Raw genomic sequence first — 19,378 nt, forward strand, 5'->3', positions numbered from 1 at the left:
TTATTTTCTAGCTCTTGCAAATATTTTGATTGGTGTCCCCTCAAAACCGAACGCGTCTCTGATTCGGTTTTCTAAAAATCGTTCGTATGAAAAATGCATCAGTTCCGGATCGTTTACAAACACAACAAAACTCGGCGGCTTCACCGCAACTTGAGTCGCATAATAAATTTTCAAGCGCGACCCGTTATGAGTCGGTGTCGGATTCATTGCCACAGCATCCATAATGATGTCATTTAAGACATTCGTCTGGACACGAAGTGAGTGATTTTCACTTGCTTTAATGATTGCAGGCATGAGCGTATGAATCCGTTTTGTCGTTAATGCTGACATGAACAGAATCGGTGCATAGTCAAGAAATTGAAAGTGGTCGCGGATATTTTGCTCAAATTCTTTCATCGTACTTTCATCTTTGTCAACAGCATCCCATTTATTTACTACGATCACGACAGCCTTGCCTGCTTCATGTGCATAACCCGCGATTCGCTTGTCCTGTTCGATAATGCCTTCCTCACCGTCAAGCACCACCGCAACAACTTCAGAGCGGTCAATGGCTTTCAGCGCCCGCAGCACGCTGTACTTTTCAGTCGTTTCATACACTTTACCTTTTTTTCTCATGCCGGCAGTGTCTACAATGACAAAATCCTGCTGGTTATAAGTAAATGTTGTATCAACGGCATCTCTTGTTGTTCCTGCCACGTTACTCACAATGACACGATCTTCGCCAAGAATCGCGTTTACCAGAGAAGACTTCCCTACATTCGGACGTCCGATCAGGCAAAATTGAACGACTTCATCATCGTATTTTGTCTCAGGGATATTTTTAAAATGCTCCGCTGCGGCATCCAATAAATCACCGAGTCCCAGCCCGTGTGTTCCTGAAACCGGATACGGTTCACCAAAGCCCAGCGAATAAAAATCATAAATATTCGCTCTCATTTCTGTGTTATCCAGTTTATTTACCGCTAAAACAACAGGCTTTTTCGTGCGGTACAAAATTTTCGCTACTTCTTCATCAGCAGCAGTCACACCTTCACGGCCATTCACCATAAAAATAATGACATCCGCTTCATCCATGGCGATTTCGGCCTGCTCGCGTATCTGTGTTAGAAACGGCTCATCACCGATATCAATACCGCCTGTATCAATCAAATTAAAATCATAATTCAGCCATTCAGCCGAGCTGTATATCCGATCCCTTGTCACACCAGGGGTATCTTCTACTATTGAAATTCTTTCACCCGCAATCCGGTTAAAGATTGTGGATTTTCCTACATTCGGTCTCCCGACAATGGCTACGACAGGTTTACCCATAGTACCCTTCCTTTCGATCCAGCCGCTTTCATTTTTACATAAATTCTCAACCGGTTATTTAAATCATCTCATTCACTTTTATGAAAAGAAACCCTTCAGAGGAAGGGCTTAACTCATTTATTATATCAGTTTTTACTGGGATCACAACTATTCTTAAAAATGTTTCACGATCAAATAAACATCTTCCCCAATTCTATGGGCAATTCCGTCAAGGATTGCCTCAAGGTTTTTAGCGAAAAGCTCCATCTCTTTTTGGTCATTACAAAAAAAGATAGGTGTCCCTCCTGAAGCACGGTTCCGGTTTGTCGTGATAACAGACAAAATCACTTTCGTCAGCGATTCACTCATCCTATCACCTTATCCTGTTTTTTGATAAATTCCGTAGGCATTCTGATTGCGTTTTCCAAGGTCGGAACATTACTGATAATCTGAACAGCTGTTTCCGGGTGATGAATTTGCGGCAGGACAAAAACGCCCACTCTTCCGTCATTAAGATCCCTTTTCGCGATTGGCGTCAGGGACGGCTCTCCTGAGTCCCGATATACCCCCAGCACATTGGAGACATCAAATAAAATGGCCTGGCGCTGACCCAGGTTGGCAATGGTTGCAGCTGAATTAAAATTTTTAGGGGTTAAAATAAACCCCATTCCATGCTTTAAAATCAGCTCCTGTTTCTCCGGAAGTCCGATGTTCATCATATAAATATTATCTACAAACAGACCCGGCCCTTCGAAGTGAGGCTCTATGTACTCAATATCCACAATATCTTTCAATACACTGCCGGACATAAATTTCATTGCCAACAAAAAACAAACAACAGCGGTGATGACAGCAGTCCAGATTGAGAAAAACACGTACGCCGATGTTGTCAAAAGAGCAGTAAAAATTACGATATAATTTCTGCTTTCAAACGCAATGGCGATTCCTTCAATATATGTGCTCCCTCTTGAGACAAGTTCGTACGAATCCATTTGTGTCAGCGTATTCCGCTCCATATTTCTGACATCTCTGAATTGAGTGGCTGCAAGTGTCAAAAACGTGATGGCCGTAAACTCCTCCTGTAATAGCGCAGGCATAATAATGGCCCCTAACCCTGCCGCAATAAGCCCAAGTGCAATATGAATGACTTTTCCGTGAATATAGGTCGGATACTGACGGTAATCTGTTTTCAGCATATACAGCCTTGTGGCGACTCCTGCTACGACCCCCGCAATAATCGGATAGATGTAATCACTCATGACATTTTAGTAGCTCCTTTGTTTGATCTTTTGCCTCTCTGGCCAATTTGACTGGCGAGCTGTTCATACTTTGATATGCCAAACAGCAATATCGTTCCTGCAGAGCACGCGTTAAGCCATTGAAAACCTCCGACAGCCGTATGCCCTGCCAATTGTTGAATGACAAAAGAATACACCAGTTCACCTTGGCACATTCCTAGAACATATAAGGCAAGCTGCATCTGAAAATCCCTTTCAACAGAAGCAGTCAAAAGCACACATAATACAACAGCGGTCCACTCAGGTTTTATGATGAACCAAACCGGATCATATAATGCAAAAAGATAAACAAACGCATACCCGGAAACAAGCGTCAGGTGCACCATGATATAGCGAAATCGTTTATACATCCCTAAATATCCGGCATAGACGCACCCGCAAACGAGAAACATCACGTACGCCGCATTCAGAGAAAAATATAAAGTAAAGTGATGTATGCTTAAGATGATATTAGTCAAAATAAATACTGAGACGGCAAAGCGCCTTTTCGTCTTTCCAAGAATAAAGGTTGTCAGCACCCACAAAAACCACATTGACCAATAATAATAAAATTGTTCCATTTCGCTTCCTCCATACTCCCAGTATGGAGTCTAAACACTTTTTTTAAACAAACCGCTTCACGTAAAGGAGAATGATCATGGGAAAAGACAGACAGGAGAAAAAACTCAAGGCTTCGGGCAGAGTGGAATCAGACCGGGACCAATCGATTCACTATGACGGAGCCACCAGCCTTGAACAAAACGGCAAATTTAAAAAGCGTAAATCATAATACAAAAAGCCCAAAACTCACACCGTTTTGGGCTTTTCTTATACAGCTGTCAACGCACATTGTAATTGGAAGTATGAATGCCTCTCTCAGTCAGCCAGTGATGAGTCTCACCTTTTATGACAAGAGGAGCCCTTTGCAAATCAGAAATCGTACTGGTGCCAAGCACAGTCATAATCATTTTTAATTCCTCTAGGATCAGCTGAATCTCTTCAAGCAGCCCTTCTTCGCCTTTTTCAGTCAGCGCTTTTAAGAAGTGCCCTGCCATTCCGGTACAGGAAGCCCCAAGAGCTATCGCCTTCGCGACATCAAGCGCATTTTGAAGGCCGCCGGACGCAATCGTTGTTTTACGGGGAAACTCAGAGCGGATTTCCGCCAGGCTCGCTGCTGTTGAAATCCCCCATGAGTTGAAAAAAGTGATCTTCCGCTGTCTTCGGAGATTTTCTATTTTCGAGAAATTTGTCCCTCCGTAACCGCCGATATCAACAGCTGCCGCACCAGCTTCATACAGCTTTCTTGCTGATTCTTTGCTCATTCCGAAGCCTACTTCTTTTATTATGACAGGCACTTTGACTTCGCTGCAGATCTGTTCAATACGGGAAAGAGCGCCGCTAAAGCTTCTGTCGCCTTCGGGCATGACAATTTCCTGAATCACATTCAGATGAATCTGAAGCGCATCCGCCTCAATCATTTCGACAGCTTCCTTCGCCTGACGAGCTGTCGCCTCACTGCCCAGATTGGCAAAAATCAGCCCATTCGGATTTTCCTTTCGGACGATTTCATACGAATAGCGTTCAGACGGGTCTTTTAACGCCGACATTTGTGAGCCGACAGCGAGAGGAATATCAGCTATACGAGCTGCTCTAGCAAGCGCCTTATTAATTTCATATGTAAGTTGTCCGCCGCCGCCAGTCATTGCATTGATAAAAATCGGCGAACTGCTTGAAAGTTCGCCGATTTTTGTGGAAATATCTACTTGTTCTAATGCAAGATCGGGCAGACTGACATGAACAAACGTAATATCATCAAGACCCGTCTCCCGCTTTTGGCCGGTAGACAGGGCATGATTGATGTGTTCTCTTTTCCGTTCTGCTCGAGTCACGTTTATCACCAATTATTTTAGTTTATTAAGCTTATCTCCGATCAGATCTCCAAGCTGGAAGCCAGTGCTTGTTTCTTCCTTCGCCTGATATTGGCGGTAATCCTCTTGATCGGCTTTAGGAGCTTCTTCAAGCTCACGCATGCTTAATGAAATGCGCTCTTCATTTTCATTCACATCAAGAACCTTCACTTTTACAGTCTGTCCTTCTTCAAGGACTTCATGCGGCGTGCCGATGTGTTTATTAGAAATTTGAGAAATATGAACGAGACCTTCTACGCCAGGAAGAATTTCAACAAACGCACCGAAGCTCACGAGGCGCTGAACCTTTCCTTCAAGCACATCACCCGGCTTGACCTTCTCCCCAATTTGGCTCCAAGGCCCAGGCAGAGTTTCTTTAATAGATAAAGAAATACGCTCATTATCCCGGTCAACCGATAATACTTTCACTTTCACTTCCTGTCCCTCTTCCACAACATCAGACGGCTTTTCAACGTGGGAGTGGGAAAGCTGTGAAATGTGCACAAGCCCGTCGATACCGCCGATATCAACAAACGCGCCAAAGTCAGTCAGGCGCTGCACTTTACCATCGAGCACACTTCCAACTTCTAGAGACTGAAGAAGGTCTTGTTTTTTATTCGCCTGCTCACTTTCAACAACCGCACGGTGTGAAAGGATGACGCGGTTTTTATCACGGTCAAGCTCTACTACGAGCAGAGACAGTGTTTTTCCTTTATAGTCGGTAAAATCTTCTACAAAATGCGCTTCTACAAGTGATGCCGGAATAAAGCCTCGAACGCCGATATCAACGACTAGACCGCCTTTTACGACATCTTTCACTTCAGCTTCAAACACTTCTTTTGTTTCAAATTTTTTCTCAAGGTCTTCCCAAGCGCGGTCTGCATCAACAGCACGTTTAGATAAAATCAAAGCATCGTCTTCCACTTTTGTTACTTTCAGGTCAAGCTCGTCGTCTACTTTTACGACATCCGATGCTTTCTCTACATGAAGACTTGATAATTCACTGATTGGAATAATACCGGACTGTTTGACATTGATAATTTCAACATCCACATGCTTGTCCTCTACCTTTGTCACAATCCCTTTTACTACATCTCCAACCTCTGGTACTTGAACATCAATTTGATTCATTTCCTCTGTCATTTGAATAACCTCCTTGGTCCAAACCTACACAGCTTAATTAAAAACGGTTTGAAAGCTGAACACGTATCATGCATGTCCGCTTTTAGCCGAATATGTATTAAAGAATCATCCAAAAAAGATTTTGAATGATCAATAAAAAGTTTTATTAGTATTAACTTCTAATAAAAGGACAGGTTTGTCAAGCAATAACATTCTTTCTTTGTTGAAAAATTCAAAAAAAGTGGCCTCCGCCGGTATCAGCGGGACTTTTGCTCCACTACATCAAGGATTTTTTCAGCAACTTCCTGAATGGAGAGAGAAGTCGTGTCGATTTCAAGCGCGTCATCTGCTTTTCGAAGCGGAGAAACTTCGCGCTCTGAATCGAGTTTATCTCTTCTTGCAATTTCCTCAATTAATGTTTCGTAGTTGGCATCGTAGCCTTTTTTTACATTTTCTTCATAACGGCGTTTCGCTCTCTCTTCAACAGATGCCAAAAGAAAGATCTTCACTTCAGCATTTGGAAGCACATGAGTTCCGATATCACGTCCGTCCATGACAACGCCGCCTTTTTCTCCGAGCTGCTGCTGGCGTTTCACCATTTCTTCCCTGACGCTTCTGTGCTTGGCAGCAATTGAGACTTGATTGCTGACCTCGTCTTTTCTGATGTCCTCAGTCACATCTGTGCCGTTGACAAGCACCTTTTGTCCTTCTTTTGTTGTAATCAGCTCAATATCGGTTTGCTTTAACAGCTCAGCCAATTTTGCTTCATTTGTCAAATCAACTTTTTCTTGTAAAGCCACATATGTAATGGCCCGATACATCGCTCCCGTATCAATATATATGTACGATTTTTTCTCAGCCACAATTTTGGCAACGGTGCTTTTCCCCGCAGCAGCCGGGCCGTCGATCGCAATCGATAATTTCTTTTCCATAATTCCTCTCCTTGCTCTTTTCTCCTCTATGGATTGTATCATGAACTTTATGAAAAAGGGTGAAAAATTCATGAATAATTAATGTTTGAAGGTTTCTACCCAATCATTAACTTCCATTTTATCCACCCCTTCATATTGAATCACTTTTGAGACATAAGGTTCAATATGCTGATAGTGAAAAAGAAACTGGATACCAATTAAAATCACTGCCTGAATGAACAATAATTTGAGCAGCAGCCGTTCAAAGGTCTTCATCGGCCCACCTCCATCACAAATAGTATGGAAGTGTTTGCCGATGTTTATTCCAATCGTCCCTTTCTTCTCTTGTTTAACTGGCGGCGAAGGCAATACTGAAGAAGGAGCTGCTGATCACTGGCTGAAATCTCCGAATATTCCAAGGTCATTTTACGTTTGCCGAATTTTGAATCATTAAACACACGTCTGACAACCGTGTCAGCCTCTATTTGATGCGTTTTCTCCCCATCCTGAAGGCTGATGAACAGGCGCAGCGTATCCCCATGCTGAAAAGAATAGCCATCTGTCACAATCAAAGCAATACCGCCGGCGCTGATATTGTACGAGAGTGTATGAAACCCGTCTTTTTCATCTGCCGGCTCGACCAGCACATCCAATACCGCGTCAGTTCTTACATATTGCCGGCGCTGAATTCGCTTCATTTTTTCACGGGGAGGCACTTCAAGGCAGATCATTTGAAGCTTATCCTTCACTTTTCCCTTAATTCGGCTTGAGAAGCGGTAAGGCACTTCGTCTTTACCGACAAACTCTACCGTTACTTCAGTATCATGATGTAAAATCACGGTTCTTCCTGTGTTTACATCAACCGGATATGCGATCAGGAGCTCTCCGTTTTCTATACTCACGGCTTTGCTCTTTGCTATTTTTAAATCATTTTCTTCTATGTATTCTAAGTGTACAGTTTCCCCAATCTCTATCATTGACTTCACTCTTTCGCATTCAATATACTCACTTTTTTATTAAATCATGTAATGAAAAAAAGGAAAAGACTTTTAGCCCTTTCCTCCTAGTTTTTATAGGTCTTTATATATAGGTTCAGCATTTTTTAGTTTTTCAACTTTCTCTTCCGTTCCGTCATTAGCATTTATATACATTCTGAATGTATCATTTTCAATCGTACCAAGCATTTCATAGCATAATACTTCCTGTCCTAATTCATTTGTGATCACAGCAAGCCTTGTTTCTCTCACTTCTACACTTTTGTTTAATTTTGCTTTCGCATCTTGTTCAGAGATAGCCGGCTTTGGTATGTCTCTTTTTCTGTGGGATGTTAAGAAATCTCGTGCTGAAAAGCCGACAACCTCGCCGTCATCCAAGGCAACTTTCATACGGATGGCTTCTGGATACATCCGGACATTATTTTCTATTGGAACATATGAGAATACACCGATTTTATCGTATTGCGCACTTTCATCGATTTCCAGATCTTTTGTTTCATATCCGTTTTTCTTTAGAAAAGCAAGGGCTCGATTCGATCCGTCATTCAAGCTGATTTTCTGATCTTTCACTTCTCTGTTTTGGATTAAATAAACCGGGTGTCCGCCTTTTTTTGTAATATCCATATATATCGCTGCTTTATGATCAGGATCTTTCATACTGATACTGTAGACGTCACGGTTTGTTTTTTTTCCGCTCTTTATCACTTTGATTGCATAATTGTCATCAGGTGCAAAGCGTTGGGCAATTTGTTTGGCTTCCTGTGCAGAAATTTCTTTTCCCTTCAGATGGGCAAAACCCTTCTCTTCTTTTTTGGTGCTGGTGAAACTTGGCCCAAGATCTGTTCCTGATGCAAAGGATCCAACATTTTTTTCAACCGTTTTAAAGCTGTTGATGATCGTGTTATCACTCTGTTTTTCATCAGAGGCCAGCGCCATCTCTACATCCATCCAGCGCAAGTTCTTGCTCATGACAAGGTGCTGAACGTGGCGCAGTTCATTTTGTATATCTTCTGATTGCTGATAAAGCTTATTTAACGAAGTATACTCTTTTTCGTCGAGCGGTTTTTGATCCAAATCTCTGATTGACGTTTTATAGCTGAAATCGCCGATCTTGGATAACAGCTCTTCCGTTTTGTTAAACGGCATTAATGTAAGCGGCAGCTGACTGACACTGTTATGGGCTTCTGATGTAATTCTCCAAACATCTATCAATGCGGGGGACAGTGATTTTTTGCTGTTCATGGCAAGCGTTGCACCAATTTTATCATGCAGCTGGTCTACCTGATAGGTGAGCTCATGAAACGCCCGCTGATAGTTATTTTCAGCATGAAGAAGGACAGCGTCTTTTTCCTGGTGCTCTTTGTATCCCCAGTAACTAGTACCGACAATTGCAATACCTAGCACTGCGATTAAAATAGCTCTGATCATTTATCACACCTCATTTTTATGCTTTCTTATGTCCTGCTACTCACAGAAAATGTGTTTACCGATTCTCTTAATCTGCGGGCGCCCCCAAATCCACGCGCTGGTAGCTGTATCCGGATTAAAGTAATACAGCGCTTCCTCGGAAGGGTCCCAGCCATTAATGGCGTCTAATACTGCTTCTCTTGCTGTTTCGTTCGGCTGCATATAAATTTGTCCGTCAGCCACCGCTGTAAAGGCAAGCGGTTCAAAAATAACACCTGCTATTGAATTTGGAAATAACGGACTGTTTAAACGATTCAAGATAACTGCTGCAATAGCAACCTGTCCCTCGTACGGCTCGCCACGCGCTTCCCCGTAAACCGCTTGAGAAAGCAGCCGAATATCATTATTGGAAAAACCGCCCGGCATGTTAGCTGCAACCGCATCCTGTTTTCTGGTTTTTGCAGGCGTGTTGTTGTTTTGCTGTTTATTCGCTTGCGGCTGCTGTGTTATTTTTTCAGCAGGCTGTTTCTGGCGCGTCTCTGCTTGCTGCCTTGCTTTTTGAGTCGCTGTTTTTGACGGTTTCGTTTGGTATTTCAGCGGTATTTTTCCGTAATGCGTGAATTTATTTCCTTTTTGGAGCTGCTCCATGACATATTCACGGTAATATTTAGACTTAGATATCAAGGTCTGTTTGGTTTGGGCTCCGACCAGACCGTCTACCTCTTTTAAGCCGAATTGATCCTGAAAGTTCCGTACTGCCCAGTATGTCCCCCATCCATAAACCCCGTCAATTTTCCCATTATAATATCCGTTATATTGAAGACGCGCCTGCAGCTCGATCACATCGTCCCCTGTTGCCCCTCTTTGAATGACTTGATTAGAAAAGGCTGAAATTGTTTCAGTATTGATAAACGTCGTAATTATAAAGGAAAATAAGATGAGACATGCCATAATCGATCCTTTGGACTTCATCTTTTCAAGCCTCCTACAGCAAATTTTTGAGTGTAATCGTATTTTCTGTAACGAGGTTATTTTTATACACTCTTTCCTTCTTATCCCTCACAGCTTAAAAATTTCAGCAAATCAAAAAGCCGCACTATCGCTGTGCGGCTCTTCTATATCTGCATCATATTGACGGAACGGGCTTTTTTTGCTTTTCGCAAACCAAACCACCATAAAAATAACATAAATGGAAACATGTAATAGATCCAATTACTGAGGGCTGTCAGGATAAAGTCATACGACCCATGTAAAAGTGAAGGTACGGCCAACGAAAGGAAAAGCCATTTTACACGTGCTTTTTCAGCGGAAAAACGCGCTTTCCCTAGGTAAAACCCCATAATCACTCCAATTAAGGCATGGCATGAAACGGGCAACAGCGCTCTGACAAACGCATGCTCCACGCCATGACCGATTAAATAAAGAATATTTTCGAGTGTCGCAAAACCGAGCGATACACTTGCGCCGTATACAATTCCGTCATAATGTTCATCAAAGTGGGCGTGCGGGTAAACACTGATCATTAAAATAAACCATTTTAATGATTCCTCCAAAAAGCCTGAAGACAAAAAAGAAACAAAAAAGCTTCCGCCTCCCACATTCTCTTTTTCAAGCACATACTGGATAAACATGGTGGGAAATACAAGAACAACCCCAAGAAAAAATGACCGAAGCACCATATGTACAGGTTCATTATCATACTGATCTTTTAAATAAAAATAACTTAACAGCGCGATGCCGGGAGCAATTCCTGCAGAGATGATTGCAAACATCAGGCAACCTCTTTCCTTTATATTCCTATGTCTATCCTACCATGTTGTGTATGAATTTACATCTGTCTGCCCTTAAATAAATAAAAAGAGCATACGAATCCTTCATATGCTCTCCTCTTTTCACTTATCTTCTCTTTTTGCGATTTCATTTGCGATGTGGCCGCCGTGAAATCTTCCGTTTTCAATAAATATTTCATTTGCATTGTTTCCGGCAGCGATGACCCCGGCAATAAAAACGCCTTCCACATTGGTTTCCATCGTTTGTTCATTAAAAAACGGACGTCCTGATTCCTCATCGATTTTCACACCGATTTTTTTCAAAAATTGATGATCAGGATGATAACCCGTCATGGCAAATACAAAGTCGTTTTTAATGGTAATCAGTTCCTGCTGGCCGGAGCGGAAAACGACTTTATCTTCAGTGATTTTTTCTACACAAGCGCCAAATTCCATTCGGATTGTACCGTTTCTTACTAAAGATTCGAATTCTGGCAGAATCCATGGCTTAATGCTAGAAGAATATTCATTGCCCCTGTATAAAACGGTGACACGCGCTCCTGATTTTACGAGTTCAAGCGCAGCATCTACACTTGAATTTTTCCCGCCGATAACGACGACGTCTTTATCGAAATACGGATGTCCTTCCTTAAAATAATGGAATACTTTCGGCAAATCCTCACCGGGTACGTTCATATAGTTTGGATGATCATAATAGCCTGTGGCAATAATGCAGTATGGTGTTGAATACGTCTCTTTTGACGTTTCGATAACAAATGAATTGTTTTCTGCTTTTGTCACTTTTTGCACCATTTCAAATGCATTCACACGGATCTTTTTCCGCTTCACGACTTCCCTGTAGTACGACAAAGCCTGAATTCTGACAGGCTTTCTGTTTTCGGTAATAAATGCCACGTCACCGATTTCAAGCTTTTCACTTGAGCTGAAAAAGGTTTGATGCGTCGGATAATTGTAAATACTGTTAACGACATTGCCTTTTTCAATGACGAGGGCATCAATGCCAATTTGTTTTAGGTGAATGGCCGCAGATAACCCGCAAGGACCTCCGCCAATAATTATTGCTTTTTCTTCAATCATTTCCGTCAACTCCTGCGATTGGCATTCGATTCACATTTTTCTATTTCCAAATAAAAAAATCTCCTATTTTATCATAGGAGATTTTTATTTTTTATGCAAATCATCAACTTATATCCAGCCTCTAAAGCGCGAAGCCTCCGCCATTTTACGCACGCCTACCATATAAGCGGCAAGTCTCATGTCGATTCTTCGGTTGTTGGCCATTTCATAAATATTGTTGAATGATTTTACCATCATTTTTTCTAATTTCTCTTCTACTTCTTCCTCGCTCCAGTAGAAGCCTTGGTTATTCTGAACCCATTCAAAATAAGAAACCGTTACGCCTCCCGCGCTTGCCAGTACATCCGGAACAAGCAGAATGTCACGGTCTGAAAGAATTTTTGTTCCTTCAAGCGTAGTTGGGCCGTTTGCTGCTTCAACAACGATTTTCGCCTGAATGTTATGGGCATTTTCTTCTGTAATTTGGTTTTCAATCGCGGCAGGAACTAAAATATCACAATCCAGTTCCAGCAGCTCTTGGTTCGTAATGGTATCGTTGAAAAGCTTTGTCACTGTGCCAAAACTGTCGCGGCGGTCGAGTAAATAATCAATATCCAGGCCTTCAGGGTCATACAGTCCGCCGTATGCATCGGATATGCCGACAACCTTTGCCCCTGCATCATGCATAAATTTCGCCAAATAGCTTCCGGCGTTTCCGAAGCCTTGAACGACAACTCGCGCACCTTTAATATCGATGCCTTTTTTCTTCGCCGCTTCTTTTATGCAGATGGTTACACCTTTTGCTGTCGCTGATTCTCTCCCGTGAGATCCGCCAAGCACAAGCGGTTTGCCTGTAATGAACCCAGGCGAATTAAATTCATCAATTCTTGAATACTCATCCATCATCCAAGCCATGATTTGTGAGTTTGTAAATACATCCGGTGCCGGCACGTCTTTCGTCGGACCGACAATTTGGCTGATAGCTCTGACATAACCCCTGCTTAGACGCTCCAGCTCTCTAAACGACATATCCCTTGGATCACAAACAATTCCGCCTTTACCACCGCCATATGGAAGATCAATGATACCGCATTTTAAACTCATCCAAATGGAAAGTGCCTTCACCTCTTTTTCAGTTACGTTCGGGTGAAAACGTATCCCGCCTTTTGTCGGACCGACAGAGTCATTGTGCTGGGCACGATAACCCGTAAAAATCTTGACTGAACCGTCGTCCATACGAACTGGTATTTTTACCGTTAATAATCTCATCGGCTCTTTTAACAGTTCGTATACTTCTTCAGGATATCCCAATTTTTCCAGAGCCTTATGTATTACGGTTTGGGTTGATTTTAATACATCAAGTTTGTCCTCTTCTGTATGACCGGTGTTTCGATCGGCTGCCATTTGAGTTAACCTCCTAGAATCTTCTGTTTCTCACATGCTCCCTTTCAGAGAATAGTATACACCTTCATATGATCTATGCATAGGATAAACGTTATGTTTTTCCATGTTTTTTAACAAAAAAAACCGCTGTAAAAAACAGCAGTTTTTCTTCCATTCTTATGAAAAATGAGTTTGGATTGTCTCTACAGCATTTCCATCCATAATGAGCTTACCATACTCTTGTAAGCGATAAATCGTTAATGTTGTCGGATTGCCGTATTCAGCCAGGACCGCCACAACACCCTCGGCAGTCTGTGATCCCAAGTCTTCAAGGCTCAGAAAGTACTGTCCTTCATAGTGGTAGACAGTTCCTCCTGTGATACCGATCCGCTGTAAGCTTTCAGAAAGCTGAATGATATCTTCAAAGGAATGGAATTGATATATGATGTCCGCGCTTTCGTCAAGCTTGACTTGCATTTCGATGTAATCATCATCATACTCATCTTCTTCTGAATCCGCTTCTTGGTTCTTTGTTACGATCACAACCATCCCTTGTGCTTGGAGAGAATACACTTCCACTGCAATCGGTCCATTCGCTTCAAAGCCGAGCTCTGTATTTGCTTCATTCATCATATCTTTAAATAACTGGTGGACTTTAAATGAGTCCTTCCAGAGGTCTTCTTTTGTTAATCCACGATCAGTTAAATCATCGAGGGTCAAGAAGATTTTGATCTTATTATAATTCAGACGCTCAAGCCGCATAACGTTCCCTCCTGCCTCTACTTGCACACAAATCATATAACACATTATATGAGATGATGAGTCATAGGTTCTTAATTGTTATCAGTTTACACTGAGTTCACTAGTAAGACAAGCACAATGCAGTTTTTTATTGACACACTCTTTAGGGAAGTCATTCAGGTGCTGCAAGTGTCACGATGTGTGCCTCAGGCTCCGCCCCTAAACGAAGGGGCACTTTTGTTGTGCCGTACCCATTGCTGATGAGGTACGCAGCATTTTTAACAAAACCGGTTGTACCAAGCTCATAAGGGCCAAATTTCCCAAATCGAATCTGCCCGCCATGGGTATGCCCGCTGAATATCACATCAATACCGTCAGTTTCATTGATTTGTTGATGGATCTCAGGGTTATGGCAAACCAGAACGTTCACCTGGTTCCCGTCAATTTCTTTAATCGCTTCTTCATAATCATCCATCTCCATCCTGATGTCATCCACTCCGGCTATGGTGATGGTATGTCCGTTATACGTAAAAGGAACCGATTCATTTCGCAGCGTAATAATACGGTGCGTTTTAAATATAGCATACAGTTCCCGCTGACTGATTTCATAATCATTGTTTCCCCAGACAAACATGACAGGGACTCCCAAACCCGCAAGCCTTCTGACGTTTTCCTCAATTCTCGAGCAGGGCACCCCGCCCTCAGCTAAATCACCGCCGATTATAACCAAATCCGGCTGATGGCCCTGCGCTTCCTCCAAAAGACCGTGATCAACAATACGTTTATGAATGTCAGATATAAAAAAGATCGTAAGAGGCGGCTTCCCCTTCATTTTTGATAACGTAAATGTATGGATTTTTAGGTGATTGCCTTTTGCCACTGAATACATTTTTGCCGTCATTGCCACTGCTGCAATAGCCAATGCACCGGCAATTTTCATTGATCGCTTCATTAAAAACTCTCCATTCTTTTAGAACTTATCAATAAGACGGACAATAAAAAAAAGACGTTTCTATCGTTTGAGAAAACGCCCCATTTTATTTACTTTCAAAATATAGATTAATATCGTATTGGTGCTTCATCAATTGAAAAACAGATTCTCTCGCCTTCCATTTATCAGGCTGCGGCCAAAGATCAGTGCTTTTCTGAATAATTTCACATCTCAGTTTATGGAAATCACCCTCGGCTTTTTCTTCTTTTTTCTTAAAATAATATGAAGTGCAGTATGCAAAAGCAGTTGCCATCATCCAAAATAAATAAAAGGTATGGCTGAGCATTTCTTGAAGAATGAGCTGAGGCGCCGGACTTTTGATCATCATAAAAAGACATAATAAGCCCAGGCAAATGAGTGAGGTCCACCGCCACCTGCGGCATTGCGCAGCATAGTTTTCGTATTTTTGTTTTCGTTTCACCAACGCCTGTAGCATCTGTTTGGTCGGCGCGTCCGTAAATCGGTCCAGCTGGTTCCATAAGGATTCCATACGCTTCACACCTTGTCCCTTTTCATTGCTACAATATATGAGCCTGCGATCAAAAAGATGCCCGCTAATAAGTCAAAGGGATGTCCAAAATTTGCCCGGTATAAACGTCATTTCCGTTCAAATGGTTATAGGCACGGATCTTTTCTTCTCCTGATCTGCTTTTATAATATTTCATGGAAATGCGGTACAGCGTTTCTTTCTTTTGAACGGTGTGCTGAACGATACGTTTTGCCTCCGTATCTTGAACTGGTTCAGACTGCTGCTGTACCTGTTCCTGCTCTTTTTGGACTGTTTTTTCCGGGAAAGGGGAAGCAGCCGCGCTTTTTGCTTCCTGTTTGTTTGCTGTGTTCTCTTTTTCCGCTACAGCAGGCTGCTTCTTATCAGTTGTTGCTTCTGTTTGTTTCTCTGTCTTTTTGCCTTCAGATTTTTTTTTTGACTCTTCGCGCAGAACTGTCTCTGCCGTTTCTTTTTTGGCCTCTGGTTTTTGGACCACCTCGTATTTACTCTGGCTGCTGTTTATAAAAACATCTTCATAATCATCGGGATTTCCCGGATGGCTTTTCATTAGATAAAATAAGGTGACAAAGACGATAACCGGCACAAATACAAACAGTACTGCGAGAGTGGTAAATAACGGCGTTCTTGTTTTGCCTTGCTTTTTTTTCTTCTCTCTTTGATTTTTTACAGATTGTCTTGTCGGAAGGCTTTCTTCATCATCTTCGAAAAGGTCGTCCGCCAATGAGGTTTTATGGTCTTCATAAAGATTCTGGGCTTTTCTTCTCTCTACTCTAGACATGTTCGTCATGTGTATCCCTCCTAACATGTTCAAAACGAATCTGACAGGCAAACACGGCATCAATAATAAAATGCGCCGTTACCGGAACAAATAGATTGCCGGTCCATTCATAAATCAGTCCAAGCAAAAAGCTGATTGCCGTCACCATGATAAATAGCAGCCATTTTGTCAAATACCGAAAATGAAGAACAGCAAATACAAGACTGGCCGCCCATAAACCAATATGGGTCTGCAGCACTCCCCTGAATAACATTTCTTCAGCAAAAGAAATCAGAAGCGTTAAAAATATAATATGAGGGATTGGCCTTTTACTGAATAACTTTTTATTGATTCCGCCGTCATCATATAAATGAGGCGGACACCATTTCATGATTGCCATGTCGGCTAAAATGACAATAACCGCCAAAGAAACACCATACCAAATGATTCTTGTATCTCTAATATGCCAGAGGCTGAAAAAATCACTTATATCCTGAAAAAAGAACAAAACGGCAGCAGCGGACACCATGATGATCAGAAGCTGTGTCATGTATAGCTGCTTCAGTATATCACGGTCAGACAGATGCTGGATCAAATCCTTTTGCTGTTTCAGTTCGGCTCACCTACAGTCTCTAGACTGAATATACGGTGCAATTCCGATCTCCAGCCGTCTAATGGCGCTTTTTGGACGCGCTCCTCTTTTTGTTCATACAGCGAAAGATCAAAACCGCAATGTGAACAGCATGGCATGCTTCCTTTATCGGGCTCGTAGGTTTCATCAAAATAGGCTAACAGCGATTGTCTTAAACAGCCATCGCGATGAAGTAAAGCTGCCACGTGACGCATTTTTTCAAGTTTCAGCTCCATGCGATACGTGATTTCCCGCTTGATCAGATCAATTGATGTTTTCCCCTGCATAAAGAGATGGATGATCATGCGCGACTGCGTCTCTGTGATACCATATTGCATGAATAATTCGCGCAGTTTTCTTTCGTCCTGTTCTTCCGTTTCTTCCAGCACGCGAATAACATTGGCGATTTCTCCATCCGCAAGGCTCTCCATTTGGATAATCTGCTCCTGCAATTCGAAATCTCCAGGCGCTCTGAGCAAAATGCTGACACTCGGTTTTCCGTCACGCCCTGCTCTGCCGATTTCCTGCATAAAAGCTTCAGCCGTCTGCGGGAGATAAAAATGGATGACATATTTGATATCAGATTTATCAACACCCATGCCGAACGCATTTGTACAGCAAATGACATCAAGCTGATTATTGATAAATTGCTGCTGAATTAACATTCTGTCACCAGAATCCATGCCGCCATGGTAATAATCAACCCTGCTGCTTGTTTTATTTTTAATTTCCTCCGCTAATTCCTCTGCCCATTTCCTTGTCGGACAATAGACAATTCCCGGTCCTTGCAGGTTTTCAACCAGCTGAACGACCCTATCTATTTTTTCGGCAGTATCCGCGGTATTTTCAACTTTGAGTGCAATATTCGGCCGGTTAACCGAGTTAAGATGCTGTTCGGCATGCTGCAGATCAAGCAAATTCATGACATCATGCAGCGTATCCTTCGTCGCCGTAGCCGTCAGAGCAAGCACCGGCGGATGCCCAAGTTTTTTTCTCAGCTGTCCAAGCTTTGAATAATCAGGCCTAAAATCATGTCCCCACTCCGATATACAATGCGCTTCATCAATAACAAAAAGACTGATCGGAACGCTCTTTAATTTTTCCAGGACATATGACGACTGCAAAGCTTCGGGCGACAGATACAAAAATTTGTAGCGGTGGATATGCTCCAAAACGAAATGTCTTTCCTGCCTGCCGAGCATGCTATTCAATGCGGCAGCTCGTTTTTCTCCCCGCGCTTTCAGCTGCTGCACCTGGTCCTCCATTAAAGAAAGCAAAGGAGAAACGATTAATATCATACCGTCAAGCATATAACCGGGCAACTGGTAGCAAAGAGACTTTCCTCCCCCTGTCGGAAGCATTGCAATGGTATCCTTTCCGCTGAGTACGCTTCTGATGATGTCCTCCTGCCCTTTTTTAAAGGAATGAAAACCAAAAAACTGATATAACGCTTGCTGTAATTTAGTCATACTGTTTCACCTGCTTTGCCAATGCCAGCCTGATTTGAAAGTAGCTGAACCGCTGCTCTAGGCCTTCTCGAATTTGTTTGATCTTGTTTGTCCGCATGCGTTTGGCGAACTCAGCAATTTGGAGCTGATCTTCAGCCGAAATATATCCATCAATCACAAAAGCCGGCTCATGAAGAGAAATTTCGACGATATGGTCTTCAATTGTGGCGGTTTTCAGCTTTCTGATTTCAGCAATTCGCTGAATCGGAATCCCTTGTCTGACCATCTGCCATGTTTTTCTCGTAGACTCAGTCAGTGCGTTCTCCAAATGCACATCAGAAAGAAGATCCTTTAATATAGAATCTTCACATTGCGGCATGGAATGAATAAAATAATGTACCGCAGCCCAAAACAAGACATAAACGTACCACTCGTCTTCTTTCAGATTGTCAGCAAGCTGCCTGCTCGTATAACCGATCCTATTATATGAAGTTAATGAGTAGACAAAGATAAGAGCTGCTTTCTCGTCAAGCTTTTGCAAATGATTCTCCAGCATATCCTGCAAGCCTCTTGCCAGTTTTTCATGATCCTTTTGCTTGTGCATGTATCGCTTGACCCAGTGAAGCGTCTTATAATCTTTTGTGACGGGAATATACTGTCTGCTGCTGTGCTGCTTATTTGACAATACCTGTACGAGAAGGGAAAGTCTTTTCCAGAGCACGCTTGCGGCCTGCTGAAAATAAGCGCCGTGGCAATGGGCTGGCCAAGGCCGTTCACTCAGCGCCTGCCTCAACATGCTTTCGCCTCTAATAGTCACTCTGTATGTATCTGTTTCTGACATCGGTTCCAGAAATGACTGCTGTTCAAGCTTGCGGAGTGAGGCTGAAATGTCGCTTCTTGAACATTGCGGAGCCATTCCAAAATATCTTGCAGTCTGAAATAAGCCGGCATCTTGAATGGTTTGTGACGATCTTTTTCCTTTGAATAAGTGAAAAACGGCACTTCCTGTCCGTTCCCCGTTTATTTTAGAAAGGCAATCGAGAACCATGATATCAAAGTAATTTAATGACAACCTATCCACCCACATTCTTCCTGACAAAAATCGCTGGTTTGTTCTTTTTATTTTAACAGATTTTAAACAGAAATCGACGTTTAAAGTCATCA

22 protein-coding genes are annotated in these 19,378 nt (G+C 42.4%); 1 reads left to right on the forward strand and 21 read right to left on the reverse strand.

Annotated features, from left to right (window positions below; translation table 11 throughout):
* The 4 genes from der to CJU60_RS05490 form a co-directional block, all read right to left on the reverse strand.
* On the reverse strand, positions 1–1,311 hold the full coding sequence (gene der, locus CJU60_RS05475; RefSeq protein ID WP_010334750.1) for a ribosome biogenesis GTPase Der: 1,311 nt from the start codon (positions 1,309–1,311) through the stop codon (positions 1–3).
* Positions 1,312–1,464: 153 nt separating this feature from the next.
* Positions 1,465–1,659: a capping complex subunit for YIEGIA gene (locus tag CJU60_RS05480; protein ID WP_024121875.1), complete on the reverse strand. Its 195-nt coding sequence runs from the start codon at positions 1,657–1,659 to the stop codon at positions 1,465–1,467.
* On the reverse strand, positions 1,656–2,549 hold the full coding sequence (locus CJU60_RS05485; protein WP_095713190.1) for a YIEGIA family protein: 894 nt from the start codon (positions 2,547–2,549) through the stop codon (positions 1,656–1,658). Before CJU60_RS05485 ends, CJU60_RS05480 begins: the two co-directional genes overlap by 4 nt.
* A complete protein-coding gene (locus tag CJU60_RS05490) occupies positions 2,546–3,148 on the reverse strand; it encodes a YphA family membrane protein (RefSeq protein WP_059336631.1) in 603 nt (200 codons plus the stop codon). The genes CJU60_RS05485 and CJU60_RS05490 overlap by 4 nt, the downstream gene beginning before the upstream one ends.
* Positions 3,149–3,225: 77 nt before the next feature.
* On the opposite strand from CJU60_RS05490, the gene CJU60_RS05495 reads away from it, so the two are divergent.
* Positions 3,226–3,357: a YpzI family protein gene (locus CJU60_RS05495; RefSeq protein WP_010334754.1), complete on the forward strand. Its 132-nt coding sequence runs from the start codon at positions 3,226–3,228 to the stop codon at positions 3,355–3,357.
* A 49-nt stretch (positions 3,358–3,406) separates the two neighbouring features.
* Here CJU60_RS05495 and fni read toward each other — a convergent pair whose 3' ends face one another.
* The 17 genes from fni to CJU60_RS05580 form a co-directional block, all read right to left on the reverse strand.
* Positions 3,407–4,456: a type 2 isopentenyl-diphosphate Delta-isomerase gene (gene fni / locus CJU60_RS05500; RefSeq protein ID WP_024121878.1), complete on the reverse strand. Its 1,050-nt coding sequence runs from the start codon at positions 4,454–4,456 to the stop codon at positions 3,407–3,409.
* A gap of 12 nt (positions 4,457–4,468) precedes the next feature.
* Positions 4,469–5,617 (reverse strand): 30S ribosomal protein S1, encoded by a 1,149-nt coding sequence (gene rpsA / locus CJU60_RS05505; protein WP_024121879.1) that lies wholly within the window; start codon positions 5,615–5,617, stop codon positions 4,469–4,471.
* Between the two features lie 236 nt (positions 5,618–5,853).
* Positions 5,854–6,528 carry a (d)CMP kinase gene (gene cmk / locus CJU60_RS05510; protein WP_095713191.1) on the reverse strand — a complete coding sequence of 225 codons (675 nt, stop codon included), beginning with the start codon at positions 6,526–6,528 and terminating at the stop codon, positions 5,854–5,856.
* Positions 6,529–6,606: 78 nt separating this feature from the next.
* Positions 6,607–6,783: a YpfB family protein gene (locus CJU60_RS05515; RefSeq protein WP_095713192.1), complete on the reverse strand. Its 177-nt coding sequence runs from the start codon at positions 6,781–6,783 to the stop codon at positions 6,607–6,609.
* Positions 6,784–6,827: 44 nt separating this feature from the next.
* Positions 6,828–7,484 (reverse strand): cyclic di-GMP receptor DgrA, encoded by a 657-nt coding sequence (locus CJU60_RS05520; protein WP_095713193.1) that lies wholly within the window; start codon positions 7,482–7,484, stop codon positions 6,828–6,830.
* Between the two features lie 93 nt (positions 7,485–7,577).
* Positions 7,578–8,930: a germination protein YpeB gene (gene ypeB / locus CJU60_RS05525; RefSeq protein ID WP_024121883.1), complete on the reverse strand. Its 1,353-nt coding sequence runs from the start codon at positions 8,928–8,930 to the stop codon at positions 7,578–7,580.
* 36 nt (positions 8,931–8,966) lie between these two features.
* Entirely contained in the window at positions 8,967–9,881 is a 915-nt protein-coding gene (gene sleB, locus CJU60_RS05530; protein ID WP_024121884.1) for a spore cortex-lytic enzyme, read from the reverse strand.
* A gap of 143 nt (positions 9,882–10,024) precedes the next feature.
* Positions 10,025–10,681: a glutamic-type intramembrane protease PrsW gene (gene prsW / locus CJU60_RS05535; RefSeq protein ID WP_024121885.1), complete on the reverse strand. Its 657-nt coding sequence runs from the start codon at positions 10,679–10,681 to the stop codon at positions 10,025–10,027.
* 120 nt (positions 10,682–10,801) lie between these two features.
* A complete protein-coding gene (locus CJU60_RS05540) occupies positions 10,802–11,776 on the reverse strand; it encodes a YpdA family putative bacillithiol disulfide reductase (protein WP_095713194.1) in 975 nt (324 codons plus the stop codon).
* A gap of 108 nt (positions 11,777–11,884) precedes the next feature.
* Positions 11,885–13,159, reverse strand: a complete 1,275-nt coding sequence (gene gudB, locus CJU60_RS05545; RefSeq protein WP_024121887.1) for an NAD-specific glutamate dehydrogenase — start codon at positions 13,157–13,159, stop codon at positions 11,885–11,887.
* A 156-nt stretch (positions 13,160–13,315) separates the two neighbouring features.
* Positions 13,316–13,900, reverse strand: coding sequence for a genetic competence negative regulator (locus tag CJU60_RS05550; protein WP_010334765.1), 585 nt, complete (start codon positions 13,898–13,900; stop codon positions 13,316–13,318).
* 151 nt (positions 13,901–14,051) lie between these two features.
* A complete protein-coding gene (locus tag CJU60_RS05555) occupies positions 14,052–14,831 on the reverse strand; it encodes a metallophosphoesterase (RefSeq protein WP_024121888.1) in 780 nt (259 codons plus the stop codon).
* Between the two features lie 85 nt (positions 14,832–14,916).
* Positions 14,917–15,360, reverse strand: coding sequence for a YpbF family protein (locus CJU60_RS05560; RefSeq protein ID WP_095713195.1), 444 nt, complete (start codon positions 15,358–15,360; stop codon positions 14,917–14,919).
* A gap of 64 nt (positions 15,361–15,424) precedes the next feature.
* The gene (locus CJU60_RS05565) at positions 15,425–16,165 is read right to left on the reverse strand and encodes a LysM peptidoglycan-binding domain-containing protein (RefSeq protein WP_095713196.1); all 741 of its coding nucleotides are present in this window, start codon (positions 16,163–16,165) and stop codon (positions 15,425–15,427) included.
* Positions 16,149–16,730, reverse strand: coding sequence for a CPBP family intramembrane glutamic endopeptidase (locus CJU60_RS05570; protein ID WP_283912421.1), 582 nt, complete (start codon positions 16,728–16,730; stop codon positions 16,149–16,151). Before CJU60_RS05570 ends, CJU60_RS05565 begins: the two co-directional genes overlap by 17 nt.
* 14 nt (positions 16,731–16,744) lie before the next feature.
* Positions 16,745–18,235: a RecQ family ATP-dependent DNA helicase gene (locus CJU60_RS05575; RefSeq protein ID WP_095713197.1), complete on the reverse strand. Its 1,491-nt coding sequence runs from the start codon at positions 18,233–18,235 to the stop codon at positions 16,745–16,747.
* A complete protein-coding gene (locus tag CJU60_RS05580) occupies positions 18,228–19,286 on the reverse strand; it encodes a YpbB family protein (RefSeq protein WP_095713198.1) in 1,059 nt (352 codons plus the stop codon). The genes CJU60_RS05575 and CJU60_RS05580 overlap by 8 nt, the downstream gene beginning before the upstream one ends.
* Between the last annotated feature and the right edge of the window lie 92 nt (positions 19,287–19,378).

Source organism: Bacillus sp. 7705b, from assembly GCF_002289525.1.
Taxonomy (GTDB): domain Bacteria; phylum Bacillota; class Bacilli; order Bacillales; family Bacillaceae; genus Bacillus; species Bacillus halotolerans.